A 25903-nucleotide genomic window follows, 5' to 3' on the forward strand; every position below is an offset into this window, starting at 1 on the left:
GATTGGATGAGGCCCTCACCTGAGTCACTCCAGCTGCTTGCGCAACATGAACTTTTGAACCTTGCCGGTGGAGGTCTTGGGCAGGGGGGTGAAGATGATGCGCTTGGGGGCCTTGAAGTGGGCCATCTGCTCGCGGCAGAACGCAATCAGCTCCGCCTGGCTGAGCACCCGACCCTCCTTGAGCTTCACAAAGGCGCAGGGCACCTCCCCCCACTTCTCGTCCGGCATGGCGATCACTGCGGCCTCGTCCACGTCCGGGTGGCGATAGAGCACGTCCTCCACCTCCAGGCTGGAGATGTTCTCCCCACCGGAGATGATGATGTCCTTGGATCTGTCCTTGATCTCCACGTAGCCATCCGGGTGCCAGACAGCCAGATCCCCGCTTCGAAACCAGCCGTCCGCCATCGCCTCCTCGCTCGCCGCCGGGTTCTTGAGGTAGCCCTTCATGACGATGTTGCCACGCAGGAAGATCTCCCCCAGGGTCTTGCCATCCCGGGGCACAGGCTCGCCGCTGACGGGGTTGGCCACCCGCATCTCTCCCTGCAGCGGTGAGGCCACCCCCTGGCGCGCCTTGAGCCGGGAGAGCGCCGTGGCATCCTGCCCCTGCCAGCTTCGCTGGGGCTCGCACACCACGCAGGGGCCATAGGTTTCGGTCAGGCCATAGACATGGGTCACGGCGATCCCCATGGCCTCCATGCCGGCGATCACGGTGGCGGGCGGCGCCGCCCCCGCCGTCATCGCCTTGATGGGATGGTCAAGCCCCAGTTTCAGGGCCGGATCGGCGTTGTTCAGCATATTGAGGACGATGGGGGCGGCGCAGAAATGGCTCACCTTGTGCTCGTGCAGCGCCTCATAGATGGCGCCCGCCTGCACGTGGCGCAGGCAGACGCTCACCCCGGCGGTCGCCGCCAGGGTCCAGGGGAAACACCAGCCGTTGCAGTGGAACATCGGCAGGGTCCACAGATAGACGGGGTGCTTGGGCAGCTCCCAGGAGAGGGCGTTGTTGACCGCGTTCAGGTGGGCGCCGCGATGGTGATAGACCACTCCCTTTGGGTTACCCGTGGTACCCGAGGTGTAGTTCAGCGAAATGGCCTGCCACTCGTCCGCCGGCAGCCAGCCGGGCTCCTGCTCATCCCCCGTGGCGACAAAGGCCTCGTAGGTCAGCTCGCTCACCAGCTCCCCTTCCCGGTAGAGGGGATCGTCGATGGCGATCACCAGAGGCTGGCTGTCGATAAGAGAGAGCGCCTTGCGCACCACGGCGCCAAACTCCCGGTCCACCAGCACCACCCTGCTCTGGGCATGCTGGAAGATGAAGGCCATGGCGTCGGCATCGAGCCGGGTGTTGATGGTGTTGAGCACGGCGCCGCTCATGGGCACCCCGAAGTGGGCCTCGAACATGGCCGGCACATTGGGGGCGACGATGGAGACGGTGTCCCCCTCGCCGATGCCGCGGCGGCGCAGGGCCGAGGCGAGCCGGCGACAGCGGCGCTCCGTCTGGGCCCAGCTCTGGCGCAGGGGGCCGTGGATCAGGGCCGGGTAGTCGGGGTAGACACTGGCCGCCCTGGCCAGGAAGCTCAAGGGGGTCAGGGTCTCGAAATTGGCGCCATTTTTATCGAGGCCTCTCTCATAGATGTTCTGGCTTGTCATCGGGTTCCTTCCTCGTCGGGGTACAAAGCGGCGGTGCAGCCGTGAGCGCGCCCTGGCATCGTGCCGGCGGCGGCTTTCTGGTACGAAATGCAAGGGTATCAAGGGGCTCTGGGGGCAGGTATTAGCAAAACGTCTTAGGTTACTGTGCCCCCACGCCGGCTGATCTGCCTCTGTGACGTCCACTGGCCCACCCCTTTGTCGCCAAACACAGACGCTATTTTGGTGCGGTCGTTTTTTGCGCAGTCAGCCTCTATCGCGATCCCGAGGCGCTTGCCTTGAGCCAGACGCGCAAAATGCCAAGAATGGTCCCAAGCCCTCAACGGGTACAAGTACGAGGAGAAGAGCGATGAACAAATCCATGTTGGCAGGTGTCGGGATCGGTATTGCCTCTGCGCTGGCATTGTCGGCGGCAGCCAGCGGATCCCTGTTTACCTCAGAGCCCCAGTTTGCCGAGGTGCTGGCCAGCAAGCCGGTGACCGAGACCATCAAAACGCCGCGCCAGGAGTGCCGCAACGTCACCGTCACCCACCGCAAGCCGGTGCAGGATGAACACAAGATCCTGGGTACCGTCGTCGGTGCGGCCCTGGGGGGCGTGGTGGGCCACCAGTTCGGTGGTGGCAGCGGCAAGAAGGTCGCCACCGCCGCGGGGGCCGTCGCAGGCGGCTACGCCGGCAACCAGGTGCAGGGCAACATGCAGGCGGGGGACACCTACACCACCACGGAGCAGCGCTGCAAGACGGTACAGGACAGCAGCACCCGCACCCTGGGTTATGACGTCACCTACCGCCTCGCCGGTCAGGAAGGGGTAGTGCGAATGGAACAAAAACCCGGCACCACCATCCCCGTCAAGGATGGCAAGCTGGTACTGAGCAACGCGCAGGGTTGATACTCCGTTAGGAGCGCCCCGCCATGGAGAAGGCCCACCACATCGGTGGGCCTTTTTCATGTCCGCAACAAAAAGGGGCCCGCAGGCCCCTTTCTATCTCGCTTTCACCTTTAGTGGCGGCCGAAGGGCCACCAGGGCTTGTCGTTGTCCTGAATGTCGACCCGGGTCTGCTGAACTGTGCCCGGCTGGGCCCCTTTCAGCTTCTCGAGGTTGACGCTGAACTGCTCGGTGGACTCCACGAACCAGTCATCCAGGATCAGCACCTTGACCGACTTGCTGCCCCCCTCGCCCGCGGCCCAGCTCACCGTCTGGCCGAACCAGGGCAGGAAATCCAGCCCCCAGCGCGCGGTGAGCCCCTCAAGGCCCAGAGTGGCACGGGCCGGCTTGCTCAGATCGCCGCTGCGCACCACAGGGATCTCCGCAAACCACTGCCCCTCGTTCACCGTCAGACTGGCGTGCGCCAACGAGATGGTGGAGGGCGCCAGCTTGTCCTTGATGGTCACCAGGGTCTGGTGCTGCTCCCCCAGGGTCGCGCCGCTCGCATCATAGAGCTCCAGGGTAAAGGTCTCGTCCCCCTCGTGCAGGGTGTCGCTCTTCACCGGGATGCTGATGCTCTGGCTGTCGCTCTGGCCGGCGGCCCAATGCAGGGTGCCGGTGAGGGGCGCCACGTCGTTGGCATCGGCGCTGCCAAAGGCGATGCGGTAGCTGACGCTGGCCTCCCCATGGCTGCCGTCACGGCGCGCCACGCTCAAGGTCAGGGTCTTGCCCTCCTCCACGCTGGCGGCGGCGCTCTCCAGGCTCAAGACGCCGGCGGGGGGCAGCGGATACTGGATGGCCACCAGCACGGGATCGTGATCCGAGGCGCTGAAGGGCCCCTCGGATTTCGCCAGCTGGCCGCTGTACTTGCTGCCGTACTCGAAGAAGTTGCTCTCGGCGGAGTTGATGTGCCAATCCTCGATGCCGATCACCTTGGCCGCGAGGCCAGGGCTTGCCAGGGCGTGATCCAGGTTGCCGAGCTCCCCTTCGTAGCTGTAGGAGTAGGTGTCGGTGCCGTGGAAGCGGGTGTTGAGGTTCACCAGGCCATACCCCTTGCCAAGGGCGCTGCCGCTCTCCTCGAAGGGCTGGCCCGCCAGGGTGGTGAAGGAGGCGCTCATGATCTGGCGCGATTGGGCGGCCGGATCATAGTCGGTCAGCACCCGGATGGGATCCTCCATGCCGTAGGCGTTCAGATCGCCGATGAGCAGCAGATCCCCGCTCACCCCCTTGAGGGTCTCCCCCAGCACCTTGGCGGCGGAGACCCGCAGCGCGTTGCAGTGGCCCTGGCCATCCAGCGGATCGGCGCTGGCGTAGTCGGGATAATCCTCGAAGCAGGCGGAGCCCTTGGACTTGAGGTGGTTGACCACCAGAGTCAAAGGCGCATCTCCCTTGGGGGAGCTGAAACGCTGCACCAGCGACTCGCGCATCCCCTGGTTGATGGTCACCGGCTTGCCGCTGGCGTCCTGCGCCTCGGCCTGCTGCACCGGCAGCGCGATGAGGCTCGCGGCCCCTTGCGGGGTCACGCTGGCGGGCCGGTAGATGAGCCCTACCGTGATGGCGTCGGTGCCGATGGGCTGGCCATCGGGTGACGCCACCCAGGCGTAGTGATCCGCCTCGTCCGGCTGGGCGGCGTTGAGGGCCGCCACCAGGTTGGCGATGGCGGAGTTGTCGCCGTAGCCGTTGTTCTCTATCTCCATCAGCCCCACCACGTCGGCGTTGAGGCGGGTGATGGCGCTGACGATCTTGGTGCGCTGCAGCTCGAACTCAGGCACCGTCAGGGCGCCTCTGTTGCTGCCGGTGGGGTTGGCATCACCCCCCACGACCGTCGTAAAGAAGTTGAGCACGTTGAAGCTCGCGACCCGCAGATCCCCCGCCTCGGCGAGCTCGGGCGTCTGCACCCTGTCCCAACCGCTGTGATCGATCTGGCTTGCGTCGATGCGGTTGCTGGCCACCAGCCGGAACAGGTTGTAGGAGTAGCCGAGCGCCCCCTCCAGCCCGTTGAGCTTGTCGCCGATGCGAAGATAACCGTCCTCGGCGTTGAAGCCGGGGAACCAGGGCAGCACGCCGTCCGGCGCCTTGGCGTCCGTCTCCACCACCAGCTGGTTCTGCTGGTTGCGCAGGGCCCAGTCGCTCGCCTCCTGGCTCATGGCGGCAAACTTCTGGGTCGACTTGATGAGGGGCGCGCCATAAGAAAGCACCAGGTTGTTGCGCTTGCCGTCGTAGTCGAAGCTGAAGTTGCGGGTCACCACCAGGCTGGACTCCGGTACCAGCCGCACCTGCATCCCCTCGTGGCGCTCCAGCAGCTGGCTCAGGCTCTCGCCTCCTACCGGCACCAGATCCACCGCTGGCAGCAAGGCCCCTGCCGGCTGGGTCACCACCAGCTGATCGGCGCTGAGCTGGGTCTGGTTGAAATACTCTTTGACCTTGCCCGAGACGCACACCTCGGCCCCCGGCACCAGGGCGCCGTTGCCCTGGGTGCTGTGGATGAAGAGGCCGTCTGAGGTGGCCGTATCCCCGTCCCCCTGCGCATCCTGAATGAAGAAGCCCTTGTAGAGGCCGCTCACCACCTGGGTCACCACGCCACGGGTGGCATAGGCCTGCTCGGACTCGAACTTGCCGGCCGGCACCAGAGGGCTGCTGCTGCCCGGGCCCTGGATGGCGGGCACCGGCACAAGAGTGTCTACCGGACAGACGAAGGCGGGCGGCTGGCTGCCATCACAGGGGGCATCGCCGCTGCAGCCGAGACCGCTGGCATCATCCTTGGGGGCGGCCAGGTATTCCAGCGCCGGATCGAAGGGACCAGTCGCATCAGTGCGGCCCGTGGTGACGGTGGCCTTGCGGCGCAGGGTCATGTCCAGGGTCGAGACGTTGCCCGAGACCCAGGCCGTGCCCGGATCCACCCCCACCTGGCCGACGCTGTCCACTATCTCGCTGCCGCGATAGAGCACCAGGGCGTCGTCGCCGTTGAACACCAGGTTGCCGCTGGTCTGATTGGCCTTGGCCAGGATCTCGGCGTTGGCGGAAGGGTTGGCCAGTACCAGACTGGCTCCCGGGGCGAGGGTGCCTTGCAGCGCCAGGCTGTTGGTGGGGACATCGGTGAGGGGTTTGCCGTTGGCATAGAGTGCCAGCCGGTATTGGGAAAGATCGACGGCGTCGCTGCCGAGATTGCTCAGCTCCAGCGCCTTGTTGTTGCCAGCGCCTTCCAGGTATTCGGTGACAAGCAGTTGCGCCTGTGCCTGTCCCGCCAGCGCCAGCCCGACGGCCAACGCTACCAGAGAGTGTCTTCCTGACATGGTCAGTTTCCTTTTTTATTTGCAGATCATGTTATTGGCGCCCCGCGCGAGGCGGGCCGCAGCACCTTGTTGCTGTCGAACTCGGCCAGGGGCCAAGATCGCGCCTACTCTGCCCCTTTGACGGCGGAGCCGCTGGGAGCTGGCTAACAATGACCGCAAATTGTTGCGCGCAGGTGACGATCAATACCCGAATGGGCAGTGTCTGTCATCGGTGCGCAGGAAATCGTCGCCACCTCTGGCGGGGCCATGCCAGGGGGCTCGACATCGAGCAGAGTCCGGGGCTGAGCCCCCGCTTCAGAGGCGCGAGCGAGACGGCCAGAGCGTGGTTCCAGGTGCAGCCAGCTAGGCGCCACAGGCCCCCATGATCCGTGAAAACAGAGAGATGGGCTCCATTGGAATGGCACTCTGTGCTCGTGTGAAACCGATTCCAGAAATGACAAATTTAACAAGAGAGGAGACAGGACAAACGTTTATTGCTTTTCGGTTCACGAATGGCAATAGTTCTCACTTCTTTTTTTGGCCTTATCCCCCCGAGGTTTCACAAGATGTTTCGTCACCCCCTGGCAAAGTTGCTGCTGCTTGGTCAGCTCGCCCTGATGAGCTGGATGGCACAGGCCGCCGCCCCCGTTGAAGTGGAAGATGTGATGGGCCGCAAGGTCTCCCTGAGCCTGCCCGCGAGCCGCATCGTGCTCGGTTTCTATCCCGAGGATTATCTGGCCGTGGCCGGTGAAGGCGGCGCCGATCGCCTGGTGGGCATGTCCCGCGGCTGGTTCGTCAAGTCCCGCCCCGCCATCTGGTCCCTCTATGTGGCCAGCCTGCCGCAACTGGCCAGGGTGCCGGACCTTGGCAACGTGCAGGATCAGAGCTTCTCCATCGAGAAGACCCTGGCGGTCAAACCCGATCTGGTGATCCTGGCCCAGTGGCAATACGAGGCCCTGGCCCCGGATCTGCCGCGCCTCGAGCAGGCAGGCATCCCCGTGGTGGTGGTGGACTACAACGCCCAGACCCTGGCCCGCCACATGGCGAGCACCCTGCTGCTTGGCAAGGTGACCGGCCAGGAGGCCCGTGCCCGCAAGATGGCCGACGAGTACAAGGCCAGGATTGACATCATCACCTCCCGCATCGTCGCCGCGAAGCGCCAGCCCCCCCGGGTCTATATCGAGCTGGGTGACAAGGGCCCGGCCGAGTACAGCTACACCTATGGCAAGGACATGTGGGGCGCCATGGCCCTGCTGGCGGGGGGTGACAACGTGGCGGCGCCCTTCGTCGAGCGCTGGGGTCCCATCCACCCTGAGCAACTGCTGGCGAGCAAACCCGAGGTCATCCTGATGGCGGGCTACGAGAGCGTGAGCAGCGCAGAAGCGATGCAGGTGGGTCAGGACGTCTCGGCCGAGACGGTGCGCCAGCGTCTGCAGGGCTTTGCCGCCCGTCCGGGCTGGAGCGAGCTGCCCGCGGTGCAGCAGGGTCGCCTCTATGCGGTCTATCACGGCGCCACCCGCAGCATCATGGATGCCGCCCTCATCGAGTTCATGGCCAAGGCCCTCTACCCGGATCTGTTCCAGGATCTCGATCCCCTGGCCACCTATCAGGGCTTCTACCGCAGCTATCTGCCCATTCACCCCCAGGGTACCTTCATGCTGGGTATCAAGCCGGGTGAAGCCAACTAAATCCGGTCGTTCGGGCTCTGCCCCCCTCGGCAGAGCCCTCTTCGTCATCCCTCTTTAACCGGGCGCCCCTCATGGCGCCCGCTTCAGGATTGTCATCATGAATGATCTGGCTGCCCTCCAGCAGACCCTCACCCGCCAGCGGCAACGGGAGCGCCGTCGCTGGCACTGGCTGGCGCTGCTCAGCCTGGTGCTGTGCATCACGCTAGTGCTCGACATCGCCACCGGTCCCTCCCTGCTGCCCCTTGGGGAAGTGGTCAATGCCCTGCTCTCCCCCGCCCAGGCGGACGCCATGACCCGCACCATAGTCCATGACATGCGCCTGCCCATCGCCCTGATGGCCCTGGTGGTCGGCGCGTCGCTGGGCCTTGGCGGCGTCCAGATGCAGACCCTGCTGGACAACCCCCTCGCCAGCCCCTTCACCCTGGGGCTCGCGGCCGCGGCCGGGCTTGGCGCCGCACTGGCGCTCTATAGCGGCGGTCTCGGGCTCCCTCCCCTGATCGCCATTCCGGCCGGTGCCTTCATCCTGTGCATGTTTGCCGCCAGCCTCTTGTTTGGTCTGGCCATGATGCGCAACATCAGCAGCCAGACCCTGATCCTCGCGGGCATCGCCCTGCTGTTCCTGTTCCAGTCCCTGCTCTCCCTGCTGCAGTTCCTCTCCTCCCCCGAGCTCAACCAGCAGATCATGTTCTGGCTGTTTGGCAGCCTGATGCGCACCACCTGGGACTCCCTGATCATCACGGCCGCCGTCACCCTGATCTGCACCCTGCTCATCTATCGGGATGCCTGGGCCCTCACCAGCCTGCGTCTGGGGGAAGCCAGGGCCCGCAGCCTCGGGGTCAACGTGGACAGGCTGCGCATGAAGACCCTGATCCTGGTCGCCCTGCTCACCGCCACCGCCACCAGCTTCGTCGGCATCATCGGCTTCGTCGGCCTGGTGGCCCCCCACATCGCCCGCATGCTGGTGGGGGAAGATCAGCGTTTCCTGATCCCGCTCTCCGCCCTGTGCGGCGCCTGCATGTTGTCGGCGGCCTCTGTGCTCTCCAAGTCCATCATTCCGGGGGCCCTCTTTCCCATCGGCATCGTCACCGCCCTGATTGGCGTGCCCTTCTTCATCTGGCTGATCCTCGGCAGGGGGCGTAAACGTGCTTGAGATAACCCGACTCTCCCTCTCCCTCGGCCAGCAGACCCTGCTGCGGGAGCTCGATCTCACCCTGCATCCGGGTCAGGTCCATGTGATCATCGGCCCGAACGGGACCGGCAAAACCTCGCTGCTGCGCGCCCTGTTCGGTGAACTGACCCCGGCCGCTGGCGACATCCGCCTGGGGGGCCAGAGTGCCCGCCAGATGACCCAGGCCAAATGGCGCCAGCAGTTTGGCTACATGCCCCAGAACATCCAGCTGGAGCTGGACTTGAGCGTCATCGAAGTGGTGGTGCTGGGGCGCCTCGACAGCCTCTCCATGCGTCTGGCGGACGAGGACATACTGGCAGCCGGTCGCGCCTTGCAGGCGCTCGGCATCGCCCATCTGGCGGATCGCCCCCTCTACTCCTTGAGCGGCGGCCAGCGGCAGATGGTGCTCTTTGCCCAGGTGCTGCTGCGCGATCCCCGCATCATGATGCTGGACGAGCCGGTCAGCGCCCTGGACCTGCATCACCAGATGCAGCTGATGGAGCACCTCTGCCAGCAGACCCGTGAGCAGCAGTGGATCACCCTGGTGGTGCTGCACGATCTCAACCTGGCGGCCCAGTTTGCCGATCAGCTGATCGTGCTGGCAGGGGGCGATCTGCAGGCCTTCGGCCCTCCCGCCCGGGTGCTCGACGCGGCCCTCATCGAGCGCCTCTACCAGGTACCGGTGCAGATAAGCCACGATCAGAGCGGCATCCCCTTCCTGCGTACCCTGCGAAGACAATCATGACGGCCCCTTCGGCATGGCCCGCAACCGGCCCCAGGGTACACACAAGATGAGCGGCGCCTCCTACTGGCGGGACTGGCAGGGCATGAGCCCGGCCGCCCGCCTGCTCATCATCAACGGGCTGGCGTTCAACCTCGGCTTCTACATGATGATGCCCTTCCTCGCCCAGCACATGGGCAGCGGGCTTGGCCTCGCCGGCTGGGCCTGCGGCCTGGTCATGGGAATGCGAGTCTTCAGCCAGCAGGGGCTCTTCCTGCTGGGGGGCACCCTCGGGGATCGCATCGGCTATCATCCCGCCATCGTCTGGGGTTGCCTGGTGCGATCATTAGGCTTCGTGCTGCTGGGCTGGGCCGAGTCCCTGCCCATACTGCTGCTGGCGGCGACCCTGACCGGTTTTGCCGGAGCCCTCTTCACCCCCTGCGCCCAGGCCTATCTCGCCAGCGAATGCAGTGCGCCCAGTCAGCGTCAGCGCGCCTTCGCCCTGCACAATCTCGCCAGCCAGGCGGGCATGCTGCTCGGCCCCCTGGTCGGCTTGGCCCTGACCCAGCAGAGCTATGCCCTGACGGGTATTCTGGCGGCTAGCCTGTTCGCCCTGCTCGGGGTGCTGCAGTATCGGGTGCTGCCCAAACGCCCGGCGGTCAACCAGAGCCCGCGCGGCGCCATTTTGTGCCAATGGCGGGAGATCCTGCGCCAGCGCCCCTTCATGGTGTTCACCCTGCTCGCGGGCAGCTACCAGATCCTGTTCCACCAGCTCTATCTCGCCCTGCCCGCCCATATCCAGAGCCTGCCGGACGCCACCCAGCTGCTCGGCGGCGTCTTCACCCTCTCGGCGGTGATCGGCGTCCTGCTCCAGTTGCCGGCGTCCCGTCTGGTGGAGCAGCGCCTTGGGGTGCCGCTCGCCATGGGGCTGGGGATCGGGGTGATGGGGCTGAGCTACCTGGCCCTGCCACTGCTCTCCCCCTGGCCGACGGCGGGGGTCCTGGCGCAGGTGGCCCTGCTATCCCTCGGCTCCATCCTCTGCTTCCCGCTCTTTGCCGCCCAGTTGCCCCGCTATGCGCCCCCTGAGCAGCTCGCCAGCTACTACGGCTTCTATGCCAGCGCCGGGGGCAGCATGGCGCTCTTTGGCAACCTGCTGATCGGTTTTATGCTGGGGGATGCAGGCAGCCGCCCCGCCACCGCCATCTGGCTGCTGCTGGCCCTCGCCGGCCTGCTGGCGGGGGTTGGCCTCTATACCCAACTGCGCAAGGATGGCCAGGTGCAAGCGGCCATCAACAAATAAACAGGGCGGCCAAGGCCGCCCTGTTTTTGTCTCGTGCTCGTAATCGATCTGGATGTCTTGCCTAAGGGCTTTGGTACGAGCACTCAGGGCAGCAGCGATCTGCCCATCCAGCTTCGCCACATCGAACGGGCGACCATCACGGGCCTTGAACGGGCCGACCGGCAGCAGTTGGTACCAGCCATCGCCTTGGGGAGTGAGCTGCGCATCGAGCACCGCCAGCCGCTCCCCGCTGACGGGGTTGGCTTGGAGGATGGCCACGAAGGGCGCTGAGTATGGGGTCTTGGATATGTTCATGCCGCCATAGTGCGGCGGCATGAAGGGGGATGGGGTTTATGGTGGGTTACTCATACACCATTGTAATATTTTGGGCATCACGGAAAATAATGATATTTTACATTGAGTTATAAACATTATTTTTATCTATCTGGAGGCTACCTTGGCACGTGATGACTTTACAAAATCTGTTATTGAAACGTTAAAAGCCAGGGTTTCTCATCGATGTTCAAACCCTGATTGTCGTGTTCCTACATCCGCACCATCTAGTGGCAACAAGGCTCACACCATCGGAGTAGCGGCGCATATCTGTGCTGCATCACCAGGAGGCCCTAGATACGATGCTGAGATGAGCACGCACGAAAGAAAAGACATTAATAATGCCATCTGGTTGTGTCAAAACTGCTCAGTGAAAATTGATCGAGACCCTAATTCATTCTCTGTAGATCTTTTAAATAGTTGGAAAATTGAAGCCGAACGTAAAGCCACATTAGAGTTAGGTAAAAAATTACCCAGCGATGAAGAAGCCGTTAGCTTGCTAACAGCCGCACTAACCGGGCACACACACAATGCAATAACTAATGTGATTCGCAACTCACACAAAGCGACAAATACAGCATTGGAAAACCTCGACCCCAGATTCAAAGTGCAAAGTTCCTATAATAATGGCATTACAACATTCACTTTACATGCTAAAGAAAATGTTGCTATTGCAATGACAGTTTTCAATAGAAAAGATACGCCTTATGACTTTAAGAAATTATTTGAACAAGGCCAACCACTTGAAATAGACTCGGGTGATTTGCGTTTAGAAGGTTCAAAGCTTCTAGAAAAAATCACAGGAGATAATAAGGGTTCATTCCGCTTCGAACCTGACAAACTCAAAGCTGTACATAAGTTGTGGCTGGTTAACGAAAAAACTCATGAATTTTATTTTTTTGATGAGATTGATGGGCATGTATCTGTAGGTTCAAAATACCTTTCATACAAAGGTAGTGCATGTAATGGACTTTTTGAGATAGGTTACTTAAAGTCACGCAATGCTGCAGACAAAAAGACAACAATGAGTATGTCTTTAAACATAGCTGAATGGAATGACGTAAATATAATAAACTTACCATTCTTTGAGAAACTCAAAAGCCTTATATCTAATATAGCTAATGGCTGGCTAGTTTTTACATCATTAGAAATAGATGGCGAAACTATACTAAAAAACACCGGTTCAAAATATGATGACAATGACTTCACTAACGATGCATATGGTATACTTGAATACACAAACAATTGTAGAATTATCGCAAAACATTGTAAGAAGAACATCCTGTTTTCATCATCCGCTTTAGTTTCACAGGAAGATTCTTTTTTTATCGCTGAACTAGCTCATGGTTTGGAAAACATTATTACTTACAACGCAAGTGATATTAAAGAGAATCCCACATTGGAATTAATAGCTGATAATGGATGTCAAAATATTCACGAAATTAAAAACTGCAAGGAGCCTGGGTCAATTAGAATTGTTGAATCATCAGGCGAAACTGTAAGAATATTTAACCAAGAAGTTACCTTGCCACCTAAAACATTTGCTTTTGAATCTGTGATTCCTAGAGTCTTGGATGATATGGAAGAGATTAAAGAAAATGACCATGTTCTTATCGAACTGTCACCTCATGATAATTTTACAGCTCAGATATTTTACGAAAATGGCATATGCAGATAATGTTAACGGTTGATGAGCTCTGATCAATCAGGCTATATAACTTGTTTTTTATAAATCAAGATACATTTAAACGACAAGGGGATGAGCAAACTCTCCCCCTTGAGTTTTTTACTTTACATCACCCCCAGACCACGCTATCAATTGAGCGCCGCTGTATCGTAAGGTGAGCGGTGTAAGGCTGATCCGGTTGTGCCGGTCAGTACCCGCTCCGAGTCTATGTAGGCCGACGGGACTTCAACTTGAACCGAAGTCCGTCCGGCCATTATTCAATCCATACCGTTACGGACTTCAATATCAAATTTATTGAGGTCACGACCATGGGTAACATCGCCAAACAACGCCACCAGGCTGCCGTTCGCCAATCCTTTCACTGCTTCTATTGCGGACTGCCGATGTGGGAAGCCTCCCCTGCCGCACTGATACACCAATACCGCCTCACTCCTGTCGAAGCACGGCTATTGCAGTGTACGGGGGAACATCTGCAACCACGCAGCGAAGGGGGATCGGATCGGCCAGCCAATATCGTGGCCGCTTGTCGACACTGCAATAGCACCCGCCATAAAACACCCAAGGTGCTATCCCCTGAGCAGTATCAGAAAAAGGTACGGGCACGGGTGGGTAAAGGGGGCTGGTTTCCGAAAGGGATCACCAGCAAGGTCAAGGGGAACAGAACCAATCGGGTTTAGGAGCCGTAGGTTCGATTAGCGCAGCGTAATCGGACATTCGCGATAGCGATAAAAAGGACGCCATCAGGCGTCCTTGAAAAAACCGGGTCAACTCCCCAGATGCAGCGCCAGCCAGACCGCCAGGGGAATTACCACTACCGATAGCGCATTGCCGCCGAGCACTATGCTGGCCACCTTGTCGGGCTGGCACTGGTACTGCTCGCACAGCATGTAGTTGAGCACCGCCGGGGGCAGCGCCACCGAGAGCATCAGCAGCGGGATCCAGTCAGGCTCAAGTGGCAGCAGCCAGACGGCGATGCCAAGGGAGATCCCCCCCGCCAGCAGATAGAGCAGGTTGCATTTGAGCGCCAGCCCCAGGTGGCCCAGCTCCCCCTCCATCAGCCGGATGCCTAAGGCAAACAGCATCAGGGGCACCGCTATCTGGCCGAGCAGTGAGGCGCTGGTCACCAGGTAGTCCGGCAGCGGGATCTGCAAGTTGGCCACCAGCAGACCGGCGAAGGCGGCCCAGAGCACGGGGCTTTTCAGCCAGCCCCAGCGGGAGCTGCTCGCGGAGAGGATAAACATGCCCACCGAGAAGTGGAGCAGGTTGGAGAGCACGAAGAGGATGACGATGGCGCCGAGCTGCTGCTCGCCAAAGGCCAGCACCATCAGCGGGATGCCGAGGTTGCCGGTGTTGCGAAACATGGCGGGCAGGATCAGCGCCGCTCTCTCTATGCCCTTGAGTCTGAGCAGGGAGAGCAGCAGGCCCGGCAGCAGGATCACCAGGGCCCCGGCCGCGATCAGCGGCAGGTGGGCCGCCAGATCCAGGGGGTATTTCACCAGCGCCGAGAAGACCAGCGCCGGGGAGAAGAGCTCTATGTTGGCCCGGTTGATGTAACCGAGTTCGGCTCCCCCGCGCAGCCGCCCGTAGAGGGCGCCGAGGCCCGCCACCGCAAACACCGGGATGACGATATCGAGCAGGGCACTGAGCATGGGGAGTCCGTCTTAGAGTTCGCGGGCGGGGCGTCCCATCAGCACCACGGGATCCAGGGTGACCTCCAGGGTGCCGTTGCTGACCCAGAGCTGGCCGTCCGAGATGGTGCAGGTGAGCTGCATGGTGCGCTCCACCATGGCGGTCAGGGGCAGGGTCTGGCTGTCGGAGAGCTCGATCACGGTGAGGTTGTCGTGCAGGCCGAGCTTGCCCTGGTTCTGCTTCCACCAGACGCTGGTGCCGCGGCCACCGTAGAGATAGAGCACCACCTGACGGGAGCGGTTGCACGCCTTCTTGAGGCGCTTCTCGTCGGGCTGGCCGAGTTCAATCCAGAGCTCGATCTCGTCTGAGTAGTTCTTGCGCCAGAGCTCGGGCTCGTCGTCCGCCGAGAGTCCCTTGGTGAACTCCAGCCGCTCGGCGGCGTGCCAGGCAAAGGCCGCCAGCCGGATCATCATCCGCTCGTCGGTCTCGGAGGGGTGACGGGCCAGGGTGAGGGAGAAGTCCTGATAGAGATTGCGGTCCATGTCAGACAAGCTGATCTGGGCCTTGAAGATGGTTGCCTTGAGCGCCATAGAAATCGTGAACACCTGATAAAAGAGAAAAGGGCGGACATGCCGGGCGCCAGTGTAATCAAAATGGCCGCCGGGTTCGACCATATTGACCACAGTTTCCCCACTTGATCCTGGATAAGTACCTTAAAAGACACATAAAACAAATGCCAGTCGTGAGACTGGCATTTGGCGGCATGAACGAGAGTGACTCACTTCTCGGCGGACTTGACCCCGAAGGCATTGAGCAGCAGGCAGCAGATCACTGCCACGGCCACGAAGCCGCTCAGGAAGATAAAGGGCATGGCCCCGTATCCCAATATGTTCCAGATGGTTTGTTCAAGCAGACTCATAGAGTGTCCTTCATCCAGTGAAATGGGTGTCCCTTTCGTGACGGAGTAGTCCCCGTTCCTGATAAGGCTATTTGACCTCAACCGGCGCCTGAGTCCTATGCCACCAAAGTAATAAATGGGGCACCAGTTTGCGCCAGATCAATGATTTGGCCCCTGATGTGCCGCTTTTTTGCCCATGGGGCGAGCGCTCCCCCCTTCCCTGCTCACGGTCAGACAAAAAAAGCGAGGCGACCCCGGGGTCGCCTCGCGTACATCCTGTGCATGTTGCCCGGGATCAGCCCGGGATCAGTAGAAGCGCTGCTGCTCCGCCGCCATCGCCTTGAGGCGTGCACAGGGGGCGAAACGATCGCCGTGGCGCTTCTGGTAGAACTCGAGGCGCCCCACCAGGTGATCGATGCCGAGGCTGTCCATGTATCGGAAGGGACCGCCCAGGAAAGGCGGGAAGCCGATGCCGAAGATGGCACCTATGTCGCCGTCACGGGCCGAGGCCACCACGCCGCTGTCGAGCGCCATGGCCGCTTCGTTGAGCATCAACAGCACGCAGCGCTCGGCGATCTCCTGGCGGGCCAGCTTGGGCGACACCTTGACCCCGAGCACGGCGTAGACGCTCTCGTCCACCGTCTTCTTGCCCTCCTTGCCGGTGAGCTTGTTGCGCGGCGCCGCCTTGCCGTAGAGGTAGAAGCCCTTGCCGTTCTTGCGCCCCTTGCGATCGTCTTGCAGCAGCTTGTCAAAGGCCTTGGGGGCCTGGAACTGCTCGCCGCCGAGCTCTTTCTCGAGGATCGGGGAGATCTTGGCCCCCACGTCGATACCGACTTCATCGAGCAAGGTGATGGGGCCGACCGGGAAACCGAAGTCCAGCAGGGCGCCGTCCAGCACCTCCACCGGCTCCCCTTCCAGCACCAGGCGCGCCGCCTCGTTCATGTAGGGGGCCAGGATGCGATTGACGTAGAAGCCCGCCTCGTCTTTCACCACGATAGGTGTCTTGCCCTGGGCCCGGGCGAAGGCCAGGGTGGTGGCCACCGTCTCGGGGCTGGTGCCCGAGTGGGGGATGACTTCCGCGAGGGGCATCTTGTCCACCGGGCTGAAGTAGTGCAGCCCCACCACCCGCTCCGGATGGGCGGCATTGGCCGCTATCTGGTGGATGGGCAGGGAGGAGGTGTTGGAGGCAAAGACGGTGTGTTCACCGCACTCGCGCTCCACGTCCGCCACCATCTGGTGCTTGAGGGCGAGATCTTCAAATACCGCCTCCACCACCATGTCGACCCGGTGGAAACCGGAATAGTCCAGGGTGCCGGTGAGCAGGCTCATCTGCTTCTCCAGCTCGCTGCGCAGCAGCTGGCGGCGCTTGAGCTTCCTGGCCAGCAGGTCATAGCTGTAGCGCATGGCGTTGCCGATGCCGGCGCTCCCTACGTCCTTGATCCGCACCGGCACCCCGGCCTTGGTGGCGGTGACGAAGGCGATGCCGCCCCCCATCAGGCCCCCGCCCAGCACGGCGGCATGGGCCACCTTGCGCGGCTCGGCGCCCTGATAGGTAACCTCTTTCTTCATCTCTGTGGTGGCGAAGAAAATCGAGCGCAGGGCGGCGGATTCCGCCGTCATCACCAGCTCGCCAAAGTGGCGGGATTCGGCGGCGAGGCCGGCCTGCATCCCCTCCTCCACGCCGATGCGCACCACCTCGAGGATCCGCTCAGGGGCCGGGTAGTTGCCACGGGTCTTGGCTTTGACCCCCTTGCGGGCCTGATCGAACAGCACCTTGCGACCCAGGGCATTGGTCTCCAGCACCTTGCCCTGCAGGTCCCTCTTCAGCTGATGGCGGGGCTTGCCCTTCTTGGCAAGCTTGATGGCGGCCTCCAGCAGGATGGAAGGCGGCACCACATCGTCCACCAGCCCCAGTTTCTTGGCCTGCTTGGCCCGCACCTGCTTGCCGGTCAGCATCAGATCCAGCGCCTTGGCCACCCCGATGAGGCGCGGCAGACGCTGGGTACCGCCGGAGCCCGGCAGCAGGCCGAGCTGAACTTCCGGCAGGCCCAGCACGGTTTTAGCGTGTTCGGTCACCACCCGGCCATGGCAGGCCAGCGCCAGCTCCAGCCCGCCGCCGAGGCAGGGGCCGTGAATGGCGGCGATCACCGGTATGGTCAGCGCCTCGATCTCGGCGAAGACCACCTGACCCTCCCGCGACAGTGTCTCGGCGTCCTGGGCACTGGTGCAGGCGGCCAGCATGCTGATGTCGGCCCCGGCGATGAAGGAGTCCTTCTTGCCGGAAGCGATCACCAGGCCGATCAGATCGCGGTTCCCCTTTATCTCGGCCAGCACGGTGCGGATCTCGTCTGCGAAGGCGGCCTTCAGGGTGTTCATGCTCTCACCGGGCACATCCATGGTGAGGATGCCGATGCCGTCTTTGCGAATATCCAGTGAAAAAGTCTTAGCGCTCATCATTCAACCTCCAGCACCATGGCCACACCCAGCCCACCCGCCGCACAGGCGGTGTTGAGCCCCAGTCCCCCACCCCGACGCCGCAGCTCGTGCAGGGTCTGGGTGATCATGCGCGCACCTGTGGCGGCAAAGGGGTGGCCATAGGCCAAAGAGCCGCCGAGGACGTTGAATTTGTCCATGTCCACCTCGCCGATGGCCTGATCCCGGCCCAATTTTTCGCGGGCAAATTCTGCACTGGCAAACATCTTGAGGTTGGCCAGGGTCTGGGCGGCAAAGGCTTCGTGCATGTCGATGAGGGTCAGATCGGCCAGCGTGATGCCGGCCCTGTCCAGCGCCAGCGGCGTGGCATAGGAAGGCCCCATCAGCATGTCCTGCCAGACGTCGATGGCGGAGAACGCGAAGCTGCGGATATAGCCAAGCGGCTCCAGCCCCAACTCCTTCGCCCGTCCCTCGCGCATCAGCAGCACGGCAGCGGCGCCGTCGGTGAGCGGAGTGGCGTTGGCGGCGGTGACGGAGCCATGCAGCCGGTCAAACACCGGCTTTAGCTTGGTGTAGCTCGCCAGATCCGAGCTTTCGCGGATGTTGTTGTCCCGCTCCAGCGGCGACTTGTAGGGGGGCACATGGGCGGTGAACACCTCGCCGCTGAGCTTGCCCTCTGCCCAGGCTTGCGCCGCCAGCGTATGGGAGCGGTGCGCCAGGGCATCTTGCGCCTCGCGGCTGATCTGGTGGCTCTTGGCCATCTGCTCGGCGGTCTGTCCCATGGAGAGGCCGGTGGAGTATTCGGCCACCGCGGGCGGCACCGGCATCAAGTCTTTCAAGCGCAGACGACGCAGAATATTGAAACGCTGCTGCAGGTTGCGCGCCTTGTTGAGATCCACCAAGGCGCGGGCCAGGGTCTTGCTCACCCCTATGGGGAGCACGGAGGAGGAGTCGGCCCCGCCGGCGATAGCGATGTCCACCGTGCCGGCCATGATGGATTCGGTGACGTTGGCCACCGCCTGGAAACTGGTGGCGCAGGCGCGCGACACGCTATAGGCATCGGTGCTGACGCTCATGCCGGTGCCGAGCACTATCTCCCGGGCTATGTTGGGGGCTTCCGGCATCTGGACCACCTGGCCGAACACCAGCTGGTCGATGAGCTTGGGATCGAGATCGGTGCGGGCGAGCATCTCGCTCACCACCAGTTTGCCGAGATCCACCGCAGGCACGCCGTGAAAGGCCGTGGCCTGCTTGGCAAAGGGGGTTCGCAGACCCGCCACGACGGCAATCCGTTCGCCCTGGCGAGTCGTCAGTTTCAATGGCTGTTTCATCCTGGCTCCTTGGTTAAACGAGAAGATTAAAAGGAAGAGGTCTGACCTCATAGCGCCACATCTTAACAATCCAATCACAACTTTCATACGGCTGATTGAAACTAAATTGTCCCCATCTTGGTCCCCTCCCTCGCCCTTGGGGGCCAACTGGAGTATAAAAAGATCAACTTCCATAAAAACAACGGGTTCATTACATGGCAGCGGCCGAATTCAGAGCGCTTGGGGACTATCTTGGCAGTCAGATCCTGGGACAGGGCCCCCTCATCGAGGGGCTGCTGATCGCCCTGCTATGTGAAGGACATGTGTTGATCGAGGGGGCGCCGGGGCTGGCCAAGACCCGGGCGGTCAAGGCGTTGGCCGGCGCCGTCGAGGGGCGCTTCGCCCGCATCCAGTTCACCCCGGATCTGCTCCCCGCCGATCTTACCGGCAGCGAGGTGTTTCACCCCCAGGACGCCAGCTTCGTGTTCCAGCCCGGCCCCTTGTTCAACCACCTGGTGCTGGCGGACGAGATCAACCGGGCCCCGGCCAAGGTGCAGTCCGCCCTGCTGGAGGCCATGGCCGAGCATCAGATCACGGTGGGCAAGAAGAGCTGGCGCCTGCCGCCACTCTTTATGGTGGCGGCGACCCAGAACCCCATCGAGCAGGAGGGGACCTATCCCCTGCCGGAGGCCCAGCTCGACCGCTTCCTGCTCAAACTCATGGTGGATTACCCCAGCCCCGCCATGGAGCTCGCCATCTTGCAGCTCAACGCCGGGGGCGACGCCCTGCCGCCGCCCCCCGTGACCCTGAGCCAGGCCGCCTTGCTCTCGGCCCGCAGCGCGGTGCAGGCCGTGCAGATGCAGACCCGGCTCGAGCACTATCTGGTACAGCTGATCTGTGCCACCCGCCCCGGCAGCGGCCTCTGCCCCGAGCTCGAACCCCTCATTGCGGTAGGCGCCAGCCCCAGGGCCAGCATAGGCCTGGCCCGTGCCGCCCGCGCCCGCGCCTGGCTTGCAGGGCGCGACTTCGTGCTGCCGGAAGACATCCAGCAACTGGCCCCGGCCATCTTGCGTCACCGCCTCATTCCCAGCTATCAGGCCCTGGCGGACAACCTCGACAACGACACCCTGATCGCCCGTCTGCTGGATGCCATCCCATGCCCCTGACAGCCTGCCGTCCAGCGCCACCGATTCATCCCGAGCCATCAGGCCCTGGCGGACAATCTCGACAACGACACCCTGATCGCCCGTCTGCTGGATGCCATCCCATGCCCCTGACAGCCCGCCGTCCAGCGCCACCGCTTCATCCCGAGCCATCAGGCCCTGGCGGACAACCTCGACAACGACACCCTGATCGCCCGTCTGCTGGATGCCATCCCATGTCCCTGACAGCGCGCCAGCCCTGTGCCATGCCCCTGATGATCTGCCCCCATGACCAGATCCGCTGATCCCCGCGCCCATCCCGACATCGCCCTGCCCCTGGCCCGGTTGCTCGCCATCCGGCTCTGGGCGAAACAGGGTCAGCGGGCGCGCATTCACCAGGCCCGTCAAGGGCGGCTCGGGCGCCAGCCGGGCCTGAATTTTCGTGAGCTGCGCCTCTACCAGGCCGGGGACGAGGTGCGCCACATCGACTGGCGGGTCACCGCCCGCCTCGGCCGCCCCCACACCCGGCTGTATGCCGAAGAGCAGGAGCAGGCCCACTGGCTGCTGCTGGACCTCTCCCCCGCCATGTATTTCGGCTCTGGCCCCCAGCTCAAGGCCCGCCTCGGCTGCGAGCTTGCCGCCGCCTTGCTGTGGCAGGGGGAGAAGCAGGCAAACACCCTGGTCTGCCACGGGGTGGAGACCCGCAGCGAGTCTCAGCGTGACTCCCTGATCCCCCTGCTGGAGGCGCTCTGTCACCACTATGAGGCGGGGCTGGATCGCGCCCCCCTGGCCAGCTCCCTGGCCCAGACCCTGGCGCGCCTAAGCCTGCCCCATGGCGCCAGACTGACAGTGATCAGCCACCATCAGCCCCTTGATCAGGGGCTCAGCCAGCAGTTGCAACGCCTCGGCCAGCGCCACGACATCCACTATTGGCAGATCCGGGATCCCCTGGAGGCGGCCCTGCCCGAGCAGGGGCAACTGGCGGTGCAATCGGGCAAGCGCAGCGGCTGGCTCGACGCCGGACAGCCCCTCTTTCGCCGACGCTACCAGGCCGCGGTGCGGCAGCAGGCCGACGCCTGCCAGCAGCAGCTGTTGCCCCTGGTGCAGCGCCTCTACCGCCTCGACAACGGCTTGCCGCTGCAACGCCAGTGGCAGGAGGCTGGATGCCGTCTGTTCTGAGCGCCCCCCAAACTCCCCCCCTCCAGCACCCGCCTGGGGAGATCGCCTCGCTGACGCGGCTTCAGGAGATCCAGGGACAGCTTCGCGACATCCATCCGGGCCCGCCCCTGGAGAGCGCGAGCGATCCCCGTCTGCTGGCCTGGGGCTGGCTGCTGATCGCCGTGCTCGCCGCCTTGCTGATCGGGGCCACCATAAACACCCTGTGGCGTCAGCGCCGCTGGGCACGCCAGATAGACTGGCAAGCCGCCGATCTGGTGCCTGGCCTGCACGCCGCGCTGAGAGAGGCGGCCATCGCCCGCTGGCCAGAGGCGCGTTCCCTGCAAGGGGAGGAGTGGCTCGCCTGGCTCGACCGCCAGGGAGGCTGCCATTTTGGTGAGTTCGCCCGCCAGTGGCCGGGCTGGCTCTATGGCTCGGACGCGCCGGATGGGGGGCAGCGGGCACGGCTGCGCCTTGCCTACCTCAGCTGGGGGCGCCGCTGCGTCAGCACTCCGCGCTGGATGGCGCGCCCTGTGCTGTGGCGCCGCAGGCGCAGCGGAGGGGCAAGATGATCCTCGCCTGGCCCTGGTTTGCCCTCGCCCTGGCGCTGCCGCTGCTGGTGCGCTTCGGGCTGCCCCCGCTCTCCCGCACCGGCCGTGCCAGGCTGGCCCATGCCGGCTTCCCCCTGCTGCTTCCCCAGGCCGGGCAACCCCTGTGGCGCATGGCCCTGTGCTGGTGTGCCCTGGTGCTGGCCCTGTGCCGCCCCCAGTGGCAGGAGCCCCCCCTCATTCACTACCAGGCCAGCCGGGATCTCATCCTGGCGGTGGATCTCTCCGACAGCATGCGCACTCAGGACATGCTGGATGAGGGGGAACAGCGCGATCGCCTCTCTGCGGTGCGCCAGCAGATAGCGCAGCTCATCGGCGAGCGCCCAGGCGATCGCATCGCCCTCATCGTCTTTGCGGATCACGCCTACCTGCTCTCCCCCCTGACCCAGGAGACCCGGGCCCTGCTGGCACTGACCCGCGAGCTCGATTTCGATCTGGTGGGGCGCACCACGGCGCTCGGCGAGGCCATACTGCTGGCCCGCCAGCACGCCGACCCCGCCCGCCCCACCGCCCTGCTGCTGGTGACGGACGGGCGCAACACCGCGGGCAACGCAGAGCCCCTGACCGAGGCCAGGCGAGCCGCCGCCGCAGGCATCCGCCTCTATACCCTGGGGGTGGGGGCCGATCCCGACACCTTCGCCTCCCCCCTGGGAGGGGCCGATCCCAGCGCCGAGCTGGATGAACCCTTGTTGCGGCAACTGGCCGAGCTTGGCCATGGCCGCTATTTTCGCGCCCGCAGCCAGGCCGATCTCTCGGCCATCAATCAGGCCATAGACACCCTGGAGCCTGCCGCCCGCCCGCAGACCCTCTATCGTCCCCACCATGAGCTCTACCCCTGGCCCCTGGCGCTGGCCTGGCTGCTGCTGGTGTGGCCGGCCCGACTGCGCTGGCCGGGGCGGCGAACGGACAGAGACGCGCCGGAGCCGCCCCATGCATAAGTGGCTTGAAGGATCGTCAATATGGAGCTGATGCTGCTACGCCCGCTCTGGCTGCTGGCCCTGCTGCCCTGGCTGTGGCAGGGGTGGCGCCGTCGTCGGCAGCGCCCCCTGCTGGCCCCCGCCATGCAGGCCTATCTGTTGCCGGCCCGGGGCCGGGCCATCCCCTGGCTCTGGCTGGCCACCCTGCCGGTGATCCTGGCACTCGCGGGCCCCGCCCTGCGCCAGCAGAGCCAGACCGTCAGCAGCCCGGCCCTGGATCTCTGGTTGCTGGATCTCTCAAGCTCCATGCAGGCCAAGGATCTGCCCCCGGATCGGGCGACCCGGGTGCGCCTGCTGCTTCAGGACATGCTGGCCGAGGCGGCGGCCCGGCAGGCGCCCCATCCCCTCGGACTCATCCTGTTTGCCGGGGATGCCTACCTCGCCATGCCCCCTACCCGGGATCATCAGGCCATCTCGCTGCTGCTGCCGGACTTGCGCCCGGCCATCATGCCGCTTCAGGGCAGCGCACCGGAGCGGGCCGTGGCACTGGCCCTGGCGCAGATCCCCCCGGGCCAGCAGGCGCGCCTGCTGCTCATCACCGACGGCCTATCACAGAGCCAGATGACGCGCATCGCCGCTCTCTGGCCCTGTCTGGAGACCCTCTTCTGCCCGCAGTCGCCGTCCCCCCGGCTCGACATCCTGCTGGCCAATGCTGGCGAGAGCGCTGCGCTGCCCCCGCCCCCCGCCGAGGGGTGGCGACTCGGCAGCGCCATGGGGCAGACTCTGCCGGCACCGGACGGTGCCGCCATGGCGGATCTCGCGGCCAGCACAGGGGGAAGGCTGCAATGGCTGCAGGCCGGGCTCCCCTCCTTTGCCCCCCTGCCCATGAGCCAGACCCAGACCGGGGCCAGGTCCCTCGATCTCGGCCCCTGGTTGCTGCTTCCTCTGCTGCCCCTGGCGCTGCTGGCCCGCATAGGGGCCCACTGGTTGCTGCTGCTCATGGTGGTGTTCATCCCCCCGCCCCCCCTGCAGGCGGCGCCCGCTACCTGGTGGCCCGCCCAGGAGGCGCCCGGCTGGCACGCCTTCTCCCAGGGGCGCTATCAGGAGGCGGCCCGCGCCTTCCAGCACCCCGTCTGGCAGGGGAATGCCTGGTACAGGGCCGCTGACTATGCCAGGGCCGTCGCCGCCTATGGCCGAGCCGACACGGCCACCGCCCACTACAACAGGGGCAATGCGCTGGTCTGGCTCGGGGATCTCAAGGGGGCCGAGCTGGCCTACCTGGCCGCCCTCAAGCGGGAGTCCGGGCACCAGGATGCCCTCCATAACCTGGCGCTGCTGCGGGCCAACCCGCCACAGGCGACCCCTTCTGCCCAGGCCCCCGAGAACGGCGAGCCCCCCGAGCCCTCTGCCGCCCCGGACCACCCCCGCCCCCCGGCGCCCCCCGTGCTCTTGCTGGAGCAGCGGCTGCGCAAGGAGGCCGAGCGCCGTCCCCTTATCAAGGTGGAGGAGCCCTGGTGATCCCCTGGCTGCGTTCACTCATCCGGTTGATGAAAGTGCCAAGCGGCGGCTGGCTGCTCGCCATGCTGCTGACCGCCCAGGTACAGATCGCGCCAGTGCAGGCGGCCCCCCCTCGCGCCGAGCTGCTGGCGGGGGAGAGCGAGCGCGACTGGCTGCTCGTCATCGAAGCCGACGGGGAGCTCAAGGGCGACGAGCTCAGCCTGCTCCCCCTGCTGCGTCAGTTTGCGGTAGGCCGGGTCAGCATCAGTCGTGTCAACACCGAGATGAGTAGCCTGATCCGCTGGCAGATCCCGCTTCACCTGCTGGAGACCAGTCCCCGCCTGGTGCCACCCCTGACCCTCGGCGCCGAACAGACGCCCGCGCTGCCCATTCCGGCGCGCCCCCGGACGGGCACCCTGATGCCGCAGCCCGAGGCACGTCTCTCCCCCGTGGAACTGCAGGCCAGGGTGCTGCATCAGGGTCCCCTCTACCCGGGGCAACCCTTCATTTATGAGCTGAGCCTCTGGCTGCCCGCCAACATGGAGGCCCCCAACCTCGGCGAGCCCCTCGGTCAAGGCTTCACCATACGCCGCCTCGGCGACGATCGCTGGGAGTCCCCCGCCAGCCCCGGCATGCCGGGGCGCCTGATCCGCAAGTGGCTGCTCCAGGCCAGGGAGCCCGGGCTGCATCCCCTGGAGTCCCCCCGTTTCCAGGGGCGATTGCCCCAGGACCCGGACACCGCCGCGCAAAACGACGCAGGAGATCTGCTCTCCGCCAGGGCGGCCACCCTCTTCGTCAAGGTGGACAAGGCCCCCCTGGAGCCGGTGGCGAGCAGCCTGATCCTGCGCCAGCAGTTCAGTCCGGCCAGGGGAGCCAGCGTCGGGGAGCCGGTGATCCGCACCCTCACCCTGGTGATGGAGGGAGGAGATGGCAACCGCCTGCCACAGATCCCGGCCCCGGCATTGCCACAGGGTCTTTCGATGAAACCGGACGGCGAGCAGCAGCAGGAGCGTTTCGTGGCCAAGGGGGCGCTGCGCTTCGAACGCCAGTGGCGCCAGGCCCTGACCGCACAAGCCCCAGGCAGCTATACCCTGCCCGCCGTGACCCTCTCCTGGTTCAACACCGGGACCGGGCGTATCGAGCAGGCCCGCCTGCCGGCGCAGACCCTGCACATCGAGGGCGACGCCGCTCCCTCCGATCCCGCCAGGGCGCCCGGCACAGAGAGCCTCCTCTGGGTGCTGTGGGCGCTGCTGCTGCGCGCCCTGTGCCAAGGCGGGCCGCGCTGGCTCGCCTTCTATCGGCTGCAACGGGCCCTGGCGACCCGGGAGCCTGACTTGGCCAGATGGGCCTTGCTGGGCTGGGCAGCGCTGCGCCGGGGGCAGCCTTGCCAGCACCTGGCCAGCCTGCCATGCCATGGCGATCCCGCCATGGGCGCGCGACTCGATGATCTGGACAGGGCCTGTTTCGCCGCCCCTGGCGCTGCAAGCCAGGGGGTCGACTGGCAGGGGCTGGCCCGGGCGCTGTGCGCCAGGGAGACTTTTGCGATAGCCTATGTCCTCAGAAAACTGGCGTGGGCACGTCCCTGACGCCTGCGGCA

The 25903-nt window shown here is 64.0% G+C and carries 20 protein-coding genes and 2 pseudogenes; 14 read left to right on the forward strand and 8 right to left on the reverse strand.

Features of this window, described 5'->3' with window-relative positions:
• Positions 1-24: 24 nt before the first annotated feature.
• Positions 25-1647, reverse strand: coding sequence for an acyl-CoA synthetase (locus tag AC1IN8_RS01050; RefSeq protein ID WP_479757742.1), 1623 nt, complete (start codon positions 1645-1647; stop codon positions 25-27).
• Positions 1648-1993: 346 nt separating this feature from the next.
• On the opposite strand from AC1IN8_RS01050, the gene AC1IN8_RS01055 reads away from it, so the two are divergent.
• On the forward strand, positions 1994-2533 hold the full coding sequence (locus tag AC1IN8_RS01055) for a glycine zipper 2TM domain-containing protein (protein ID WP_139434607.1): 540 nt from the start codon (positions 1994-1996) through the stop codon (positions 2531-2533).
• Between the two features lie 110 nt (positions 2534-2643).
• Here AC1IN8_RS01055 and AC1IN8_RS01060 read toward each other — a convergent pair whose 3' ends face one another.
• Positions 2644-5862: an ExeM/NucH family extracellular endonuclease gene (locus AC1IN8_RS01060; protein ID WP_479757743.1), complete on the reverse strand. Its 3219-nt coding sequence runs from the start codon at positions 5860-5862 to the stop codon at positions 2644-2646.
• Between the two features lie 545 nt (positions 5863-6407).
• Here AC1IN8_RS01060 and AC1IN8_RS01065 point away from each other — a divergent pair.
• The 4 genes from AC1IN8_RS01065 to AC1IN8_RS01080 all read left to right on the forward strand — a co-directional run bounded on the left by AC1IN8_RS01065 (position 6408) and on the right by AC1IN8_RS01080 (position 10718).
• Entirely contained in the window at positions 6408-7529 is a 1122-nt protein-coding gene (locus AC1IN8_RS01065; RefSeq protein WP_479757744.1) for an ABC transporter substrate-binding protein, read from the forward strand.
• A gap of 97 nt (positions 7530-7626) precedes the next feature.
• The gene (locus AC1IN8_RS01070; protein WP_479757745.1) at positions 7627-8679 is read left to right on the forward strand and encodes a FecCD family ABC transporter permease; all 1053 of its coding nucleotides are present in this window, start codon (positions 7627-7629) and stop codon (positions 8677-8679) included.
• Positions 8672-9442: an ABC transporter ATP-binding protein gene (locus AC1IN8_RS01075; RefSeq protein WP_202045556.1), complete on the forward strand. Its 771-nt coding sequence runs from the start codon at positions 8672-8674 to the stop codon at positions 9440-9442. Before AC1IN8_RS01070 ends, AC1IN8_RS01075 begins: the two co-directional genes overlap by 8 nt.
• A gap of 46 nt (positions 9443-9488) precedes the next feature.
• A complete protein-coding gene (locus AC1IN8_RS01080; protein WP_479757746.1) occupies positions 9489-10718 on the forward strand; it encodes an MFS transporter in 1230 nt (409 codons plus the stop codon).
• Positions 10719-10802: 84 nt separating this feature from the next.
• Here the strand turns inward: AC1IN8_RS01080 and AC1IN8_RS01085 are convergent.
• A pseudogene (locus tag AC1IN8_RS01085) lies at positions 10803-11033 on the reverse strand (phage protease); the annotation flags it as partial.
• Between the two features lie 121 nt (positions 11034-11154).
• On the opposite strand from AC1IN8_RS01085, the gene AC1IN8_RS01090 reads away from it, so the two are divergent.
• Positions 11155-12708, forward strand: coding sequence for a hypothetical protein (locus tag AC1IN8_RS01090; protein WP_479757747.1), 1554 nt, complete (start codon positions 11155-11157; stop codon positions 12706-12708).
• A 392-nt stretch (positions 12709-13100) separates the two neighbouring features.
• Entirely contained in the window at positions 13101-13394 is a 294-nt protein-coding gene (locus AC1IN8_RS01095; protein WP_479758450.1) for an HNH endonuclease signature motif containing protein, read from the forward strand.
• A gap of 87 nt (positions 13395-13481) precedes the next feature.
• On the opposite strand, the gene AC1IN8_RS01100 is transcribed toward AC1IN8_RS01095, so the two are convergent.
• From AC1IN8_RS01100 to fadI, 5 genes are all read right to left on the reverse strand, one after another.
• Positions 13482-14366 (reverse strand): AEC family transporter, encoded by an 885-nt coding sequence (locus AC1IN8_RS01100; protein WP_247626053.1) that lies wholly within the window; start codon positions 14364-14366, stop codon positions 13482-13484.
• Positions 14367-14378: 12 nt separating this feature from the next.
• Positions 14379-14936, reverse strand: a complete 558-nt coding sequence (locus AC1IN8_RS01105; RefSeq protein ID WP_043129908.1) for a YaeQ family protein — start codon at positions 14934-14936, stop codon at positions 14379-14381.
• 188 nt (positions 14937-15124) lie between these two features.
• Positions 15125-15265 (reverse strand): TIGR02808 family protein, encoded by a 141-nt coding sequence (locus tag AC1IN8_RS01110; RefSeq protein WP_081934454.1) that lies wholly within the window; start codon positions 15263-15265, stop codon positions 15125-15127.
• 285 nt (positions 15266-15550) lie between these two features.
• Positions 15551-17698 carry a fatty acid oxidation complex subunit alpha FadJ gene (fadJ, locus tag AC1IN8_RS01115; protein ID WP_479757748.1) on the reverse strand — a complete coding sequence of 716 codons (2148 nt, stop codon included), beginning with the start codon at positions 17696-17698 and terminating at the stop codon, positions 15551-15553.
• Positions 17698-19008 (reverse strand): acetyl-CoA C-acyltransferase FadI, encoded by a 1311-nt coding sequence (gene fadI / locus AC1IN8_RS01120; RefSeq protein WP_479757749.1) that lies wholly within the window; start codon positions 19006-19008, stop codon positions 17698-17700. The genes fadJ and fadI overlap by 1 nt, the downstream gene beginning before the upstream one ends.
• Before the next feature lie 194 nt (positions 19009-19202).
• Between fadI and AC1IN8_RS01125 the strand changes: the two genes are divergently transcribed.
• From AC1IN8_RS01125 to AC1IN8_RS01155, 7 genes and pseudogenes are all read left to right on the forward strand, one after another.
• Positions 19203-20153, forward strand: a complete 951-nt coding sequence (locus tag AC1IN8_RS01125; RefSeq protein ID WP_247626051.1) for an AAA family ATPase — start codon at positions 19203-19205, stop codon at positions 20151-20153.
• Between the two features lie 3 nt (positions 20154-20156).
• A pseudogene (locus AC1IN8_RS01130) lies at positions 20157-20264 on the forward strand (AAA family ATPase); the annotation flags it as partial.
• A 153-nt stretch (positions 20265-20417) separates the two neighbouring features.
• The gene (locus tag AC1IN8_RS01135) at positions 20418-21308 is read left to right on the forward strand and encodes a DUF58 domain-containing protein (protein WP_479757750.1); all 891 of its coding nucleotides are present in this window, start codon (positions 20418-20420) and stop codon (positions 21306-21308) included.
• Positions 21293-21856, forward strand: a complete 564-nt coding sequence (locus AC1IN8_RS01140) for a DUF4381 family protein (RefSeq protein WP_479757751.1) — start codon at positions 21293-21295, stop codon at positions 21854-21856. The genes AC1IN8_RS01135 and AC1IN8_RS01140 overlap by 16 nt, the downstream gene beginning before the upstream one ends.
• Positions 21853-22830 carry a VWA domain-containing protein gene (locus tag AC1IN8_RS01145; protein ID WP_479757752.1) on the forward strand — a complete coding sequence of 326 codons (978 nt, stop codon included), beginning with the start codon at positions 21853-21855 and terminating at the stop codon, positions 22828-22830. The genes AC1IN8_RS01140 and AC1IN8_RS01145 overlap by 4 nt, the downstream gene beginning before the upstream one ends.
• A 21-nt stretch (positions 22831-22851) precedes the next feature.
• Positions 22852-24327 carry a VWA domain-containing protein gene (locus AC1IN8_RS01150; RefSeq protein WP_479757753.1) on the forward strand — a complete coding sequence of 492 codons (1476 nt, stop codon included), beginning with the start codon at positions 22852-22854 and terminating at the stop codon, positions 24325-24327.
• Positions 24328-24356: 29 nt separating this feature from the next.
• A complete protein-coding gene (locus tag AC1IN8_RS01155; protein WP_479758451.1) occupies positions 24357-25892 on the forward strand; it encodes a BatD family protein in 1536 nt (511 codons plus the stop codon).
• The last annotated feature ends 11 nt before the right edge of the window (positions 25893-25903 follow it).

This window comes from Aeromonas sp. 130281, from assembly GCF_056642115.1.

What these genes read in the sequence shown, in the direction of transcription:
- AC1IN8_RS01145 (WP_479757752.1), top strand. Translation starts at nt 21,853, where the DNA reads ATGATCCTCGCCTGGCCCTGGTTTGCCCTCGCCCTGGCGCTGCCGCTG.
- AC1IN8_RS01095 (WP_479758450.1), top strand. Translation starts at nt 13,101, where the DNA reads ATGTGGGAAGCCTCCCCTGCCGCACTGATACACCAATACCGCCTCACT.
- AC1IN8_RS01140 (WP_479757751.1), top strand. Translation starts at nt 21,293, where the DNA reads ATGCCGTCTGTTCTGAGCGCCCCCCAAACTCCCCCCCTCCAGCACCCG.
- AC1IN8_RS01150 (WP_479757753.1), top strand. Translation starts at nt 22,852, where the DNA reads ATGGAGCTGATGCTGCTACGCCCGCTCTGGCTGCTGGCCCTGCTGCCC.
- AC1IN8_RS01080 (WP_479757746.1), top strand. Translation starts at nt 9,489, where the DNA reads ATGAGCGGCGCCTCCTACTGGCGGGACTGGCAGGGCATGAGCCCGGCC.
- AC1IN8_RS01070 (WP_479757745.1), top strand. Translation starts at nt 7,627, where the DNA reads ATGAATGATCTGGCTGCCCTCCAGCAGACCCTCACCCGCCAGCGGCAA.
- AC1IN8_RS01155 (WP_479758451.1), top strand. Translation starts at nt 24,357, where the DNA reads ATGAAAGTGCCAAGCGGCGGCTGGCTGCTCGCCATGCTGCTGACCGCC.
- AC1IN8_RS01105 (WP_043129908.1), bottom strand. Translation starts at nt 14,936, where the DNA reads ATGGCGCTCAAGGCAACCATCTTCAAGGCCCAGATCAGCTTGTCTGAC.
- AC1IN8_RS01125 (WP_247626051.1), top strand. Translation starts at nt 19,203, where the DNA reads ATGGCAGCGGCCGAATTCAGAGCGCTTGGGGACTATCTTGGCAGTCAG.
- AC1IN8_RS01135 (WP_479757750.1), top strand. Translation starts at nt 20,418, where the DNA reads ATGACCAGATCCGCTGATCCCCGCGCCCATCCCGACATCGCCCTGCCC.
- AC1IN8_RS01055 (WP_139434607.1), top strand. Translation starts at nt 1,994, where the DNA reads ATGAACAAATCCATGTTGGCAGGTGTCGGGATCGGTATTGCCTCTGCG.
- AC1IN8_RS01060 (WP_479757743.1), bottom strand. Translation starts at nt 5,862, where the DNA reads ATGTCAGGAAGACACTCTCTGGTAGCGTTGGCCGTCGGGCTGGCGCTG.
- AC1IN8_RS01065 (WP_479757744.1), top strand. Translation starts at nt 6,408, where the DNA reads ATGTTTCGTCACCCCCTGGCAAAGTTGCTGCTGCTTGGTCAGCTCGCC.
- AC1IN8_RS01100 (WP_247626053.1), bottom strand. Translation starts at nt 14,366, where the DNA reads ATGCTCAGTGCCCTGCTCGATATCGTCATCCCGGTGTTTGCGGTGGCG.
- AC1IN8_RS01050 (WP_479757742.1), bottom strand. Translation starts at nt 1,647, where the DNA reads ATGACAAGCCAGAACATCTATGAGAGAGGCCTCGATAAAAATGGCGCC.
- AC1IN8_RS01110 (WP_081934454.1), bottom strand. Translation starts at nt 15,265, where the DNA reads ATGAGTCTGCTTGAACAAACCATCTGGAACATATTGGGATACGGGGCC.
- fadJ (WP_479757748.1), bottom strand. Translation starts at nt 17,698, where the DNA reads ATGAGCGCTAAGACTTTTTCACTGGATATTCGCAAAGACGGCATCGGC.
- fadI (WP_479757749.1), bottom strand. Translation starts at nt 19,008, where the DNA reads ATGAAACAGCCATTGAAACTGACGACTCGCCAGGGCGAACGGATTGCC.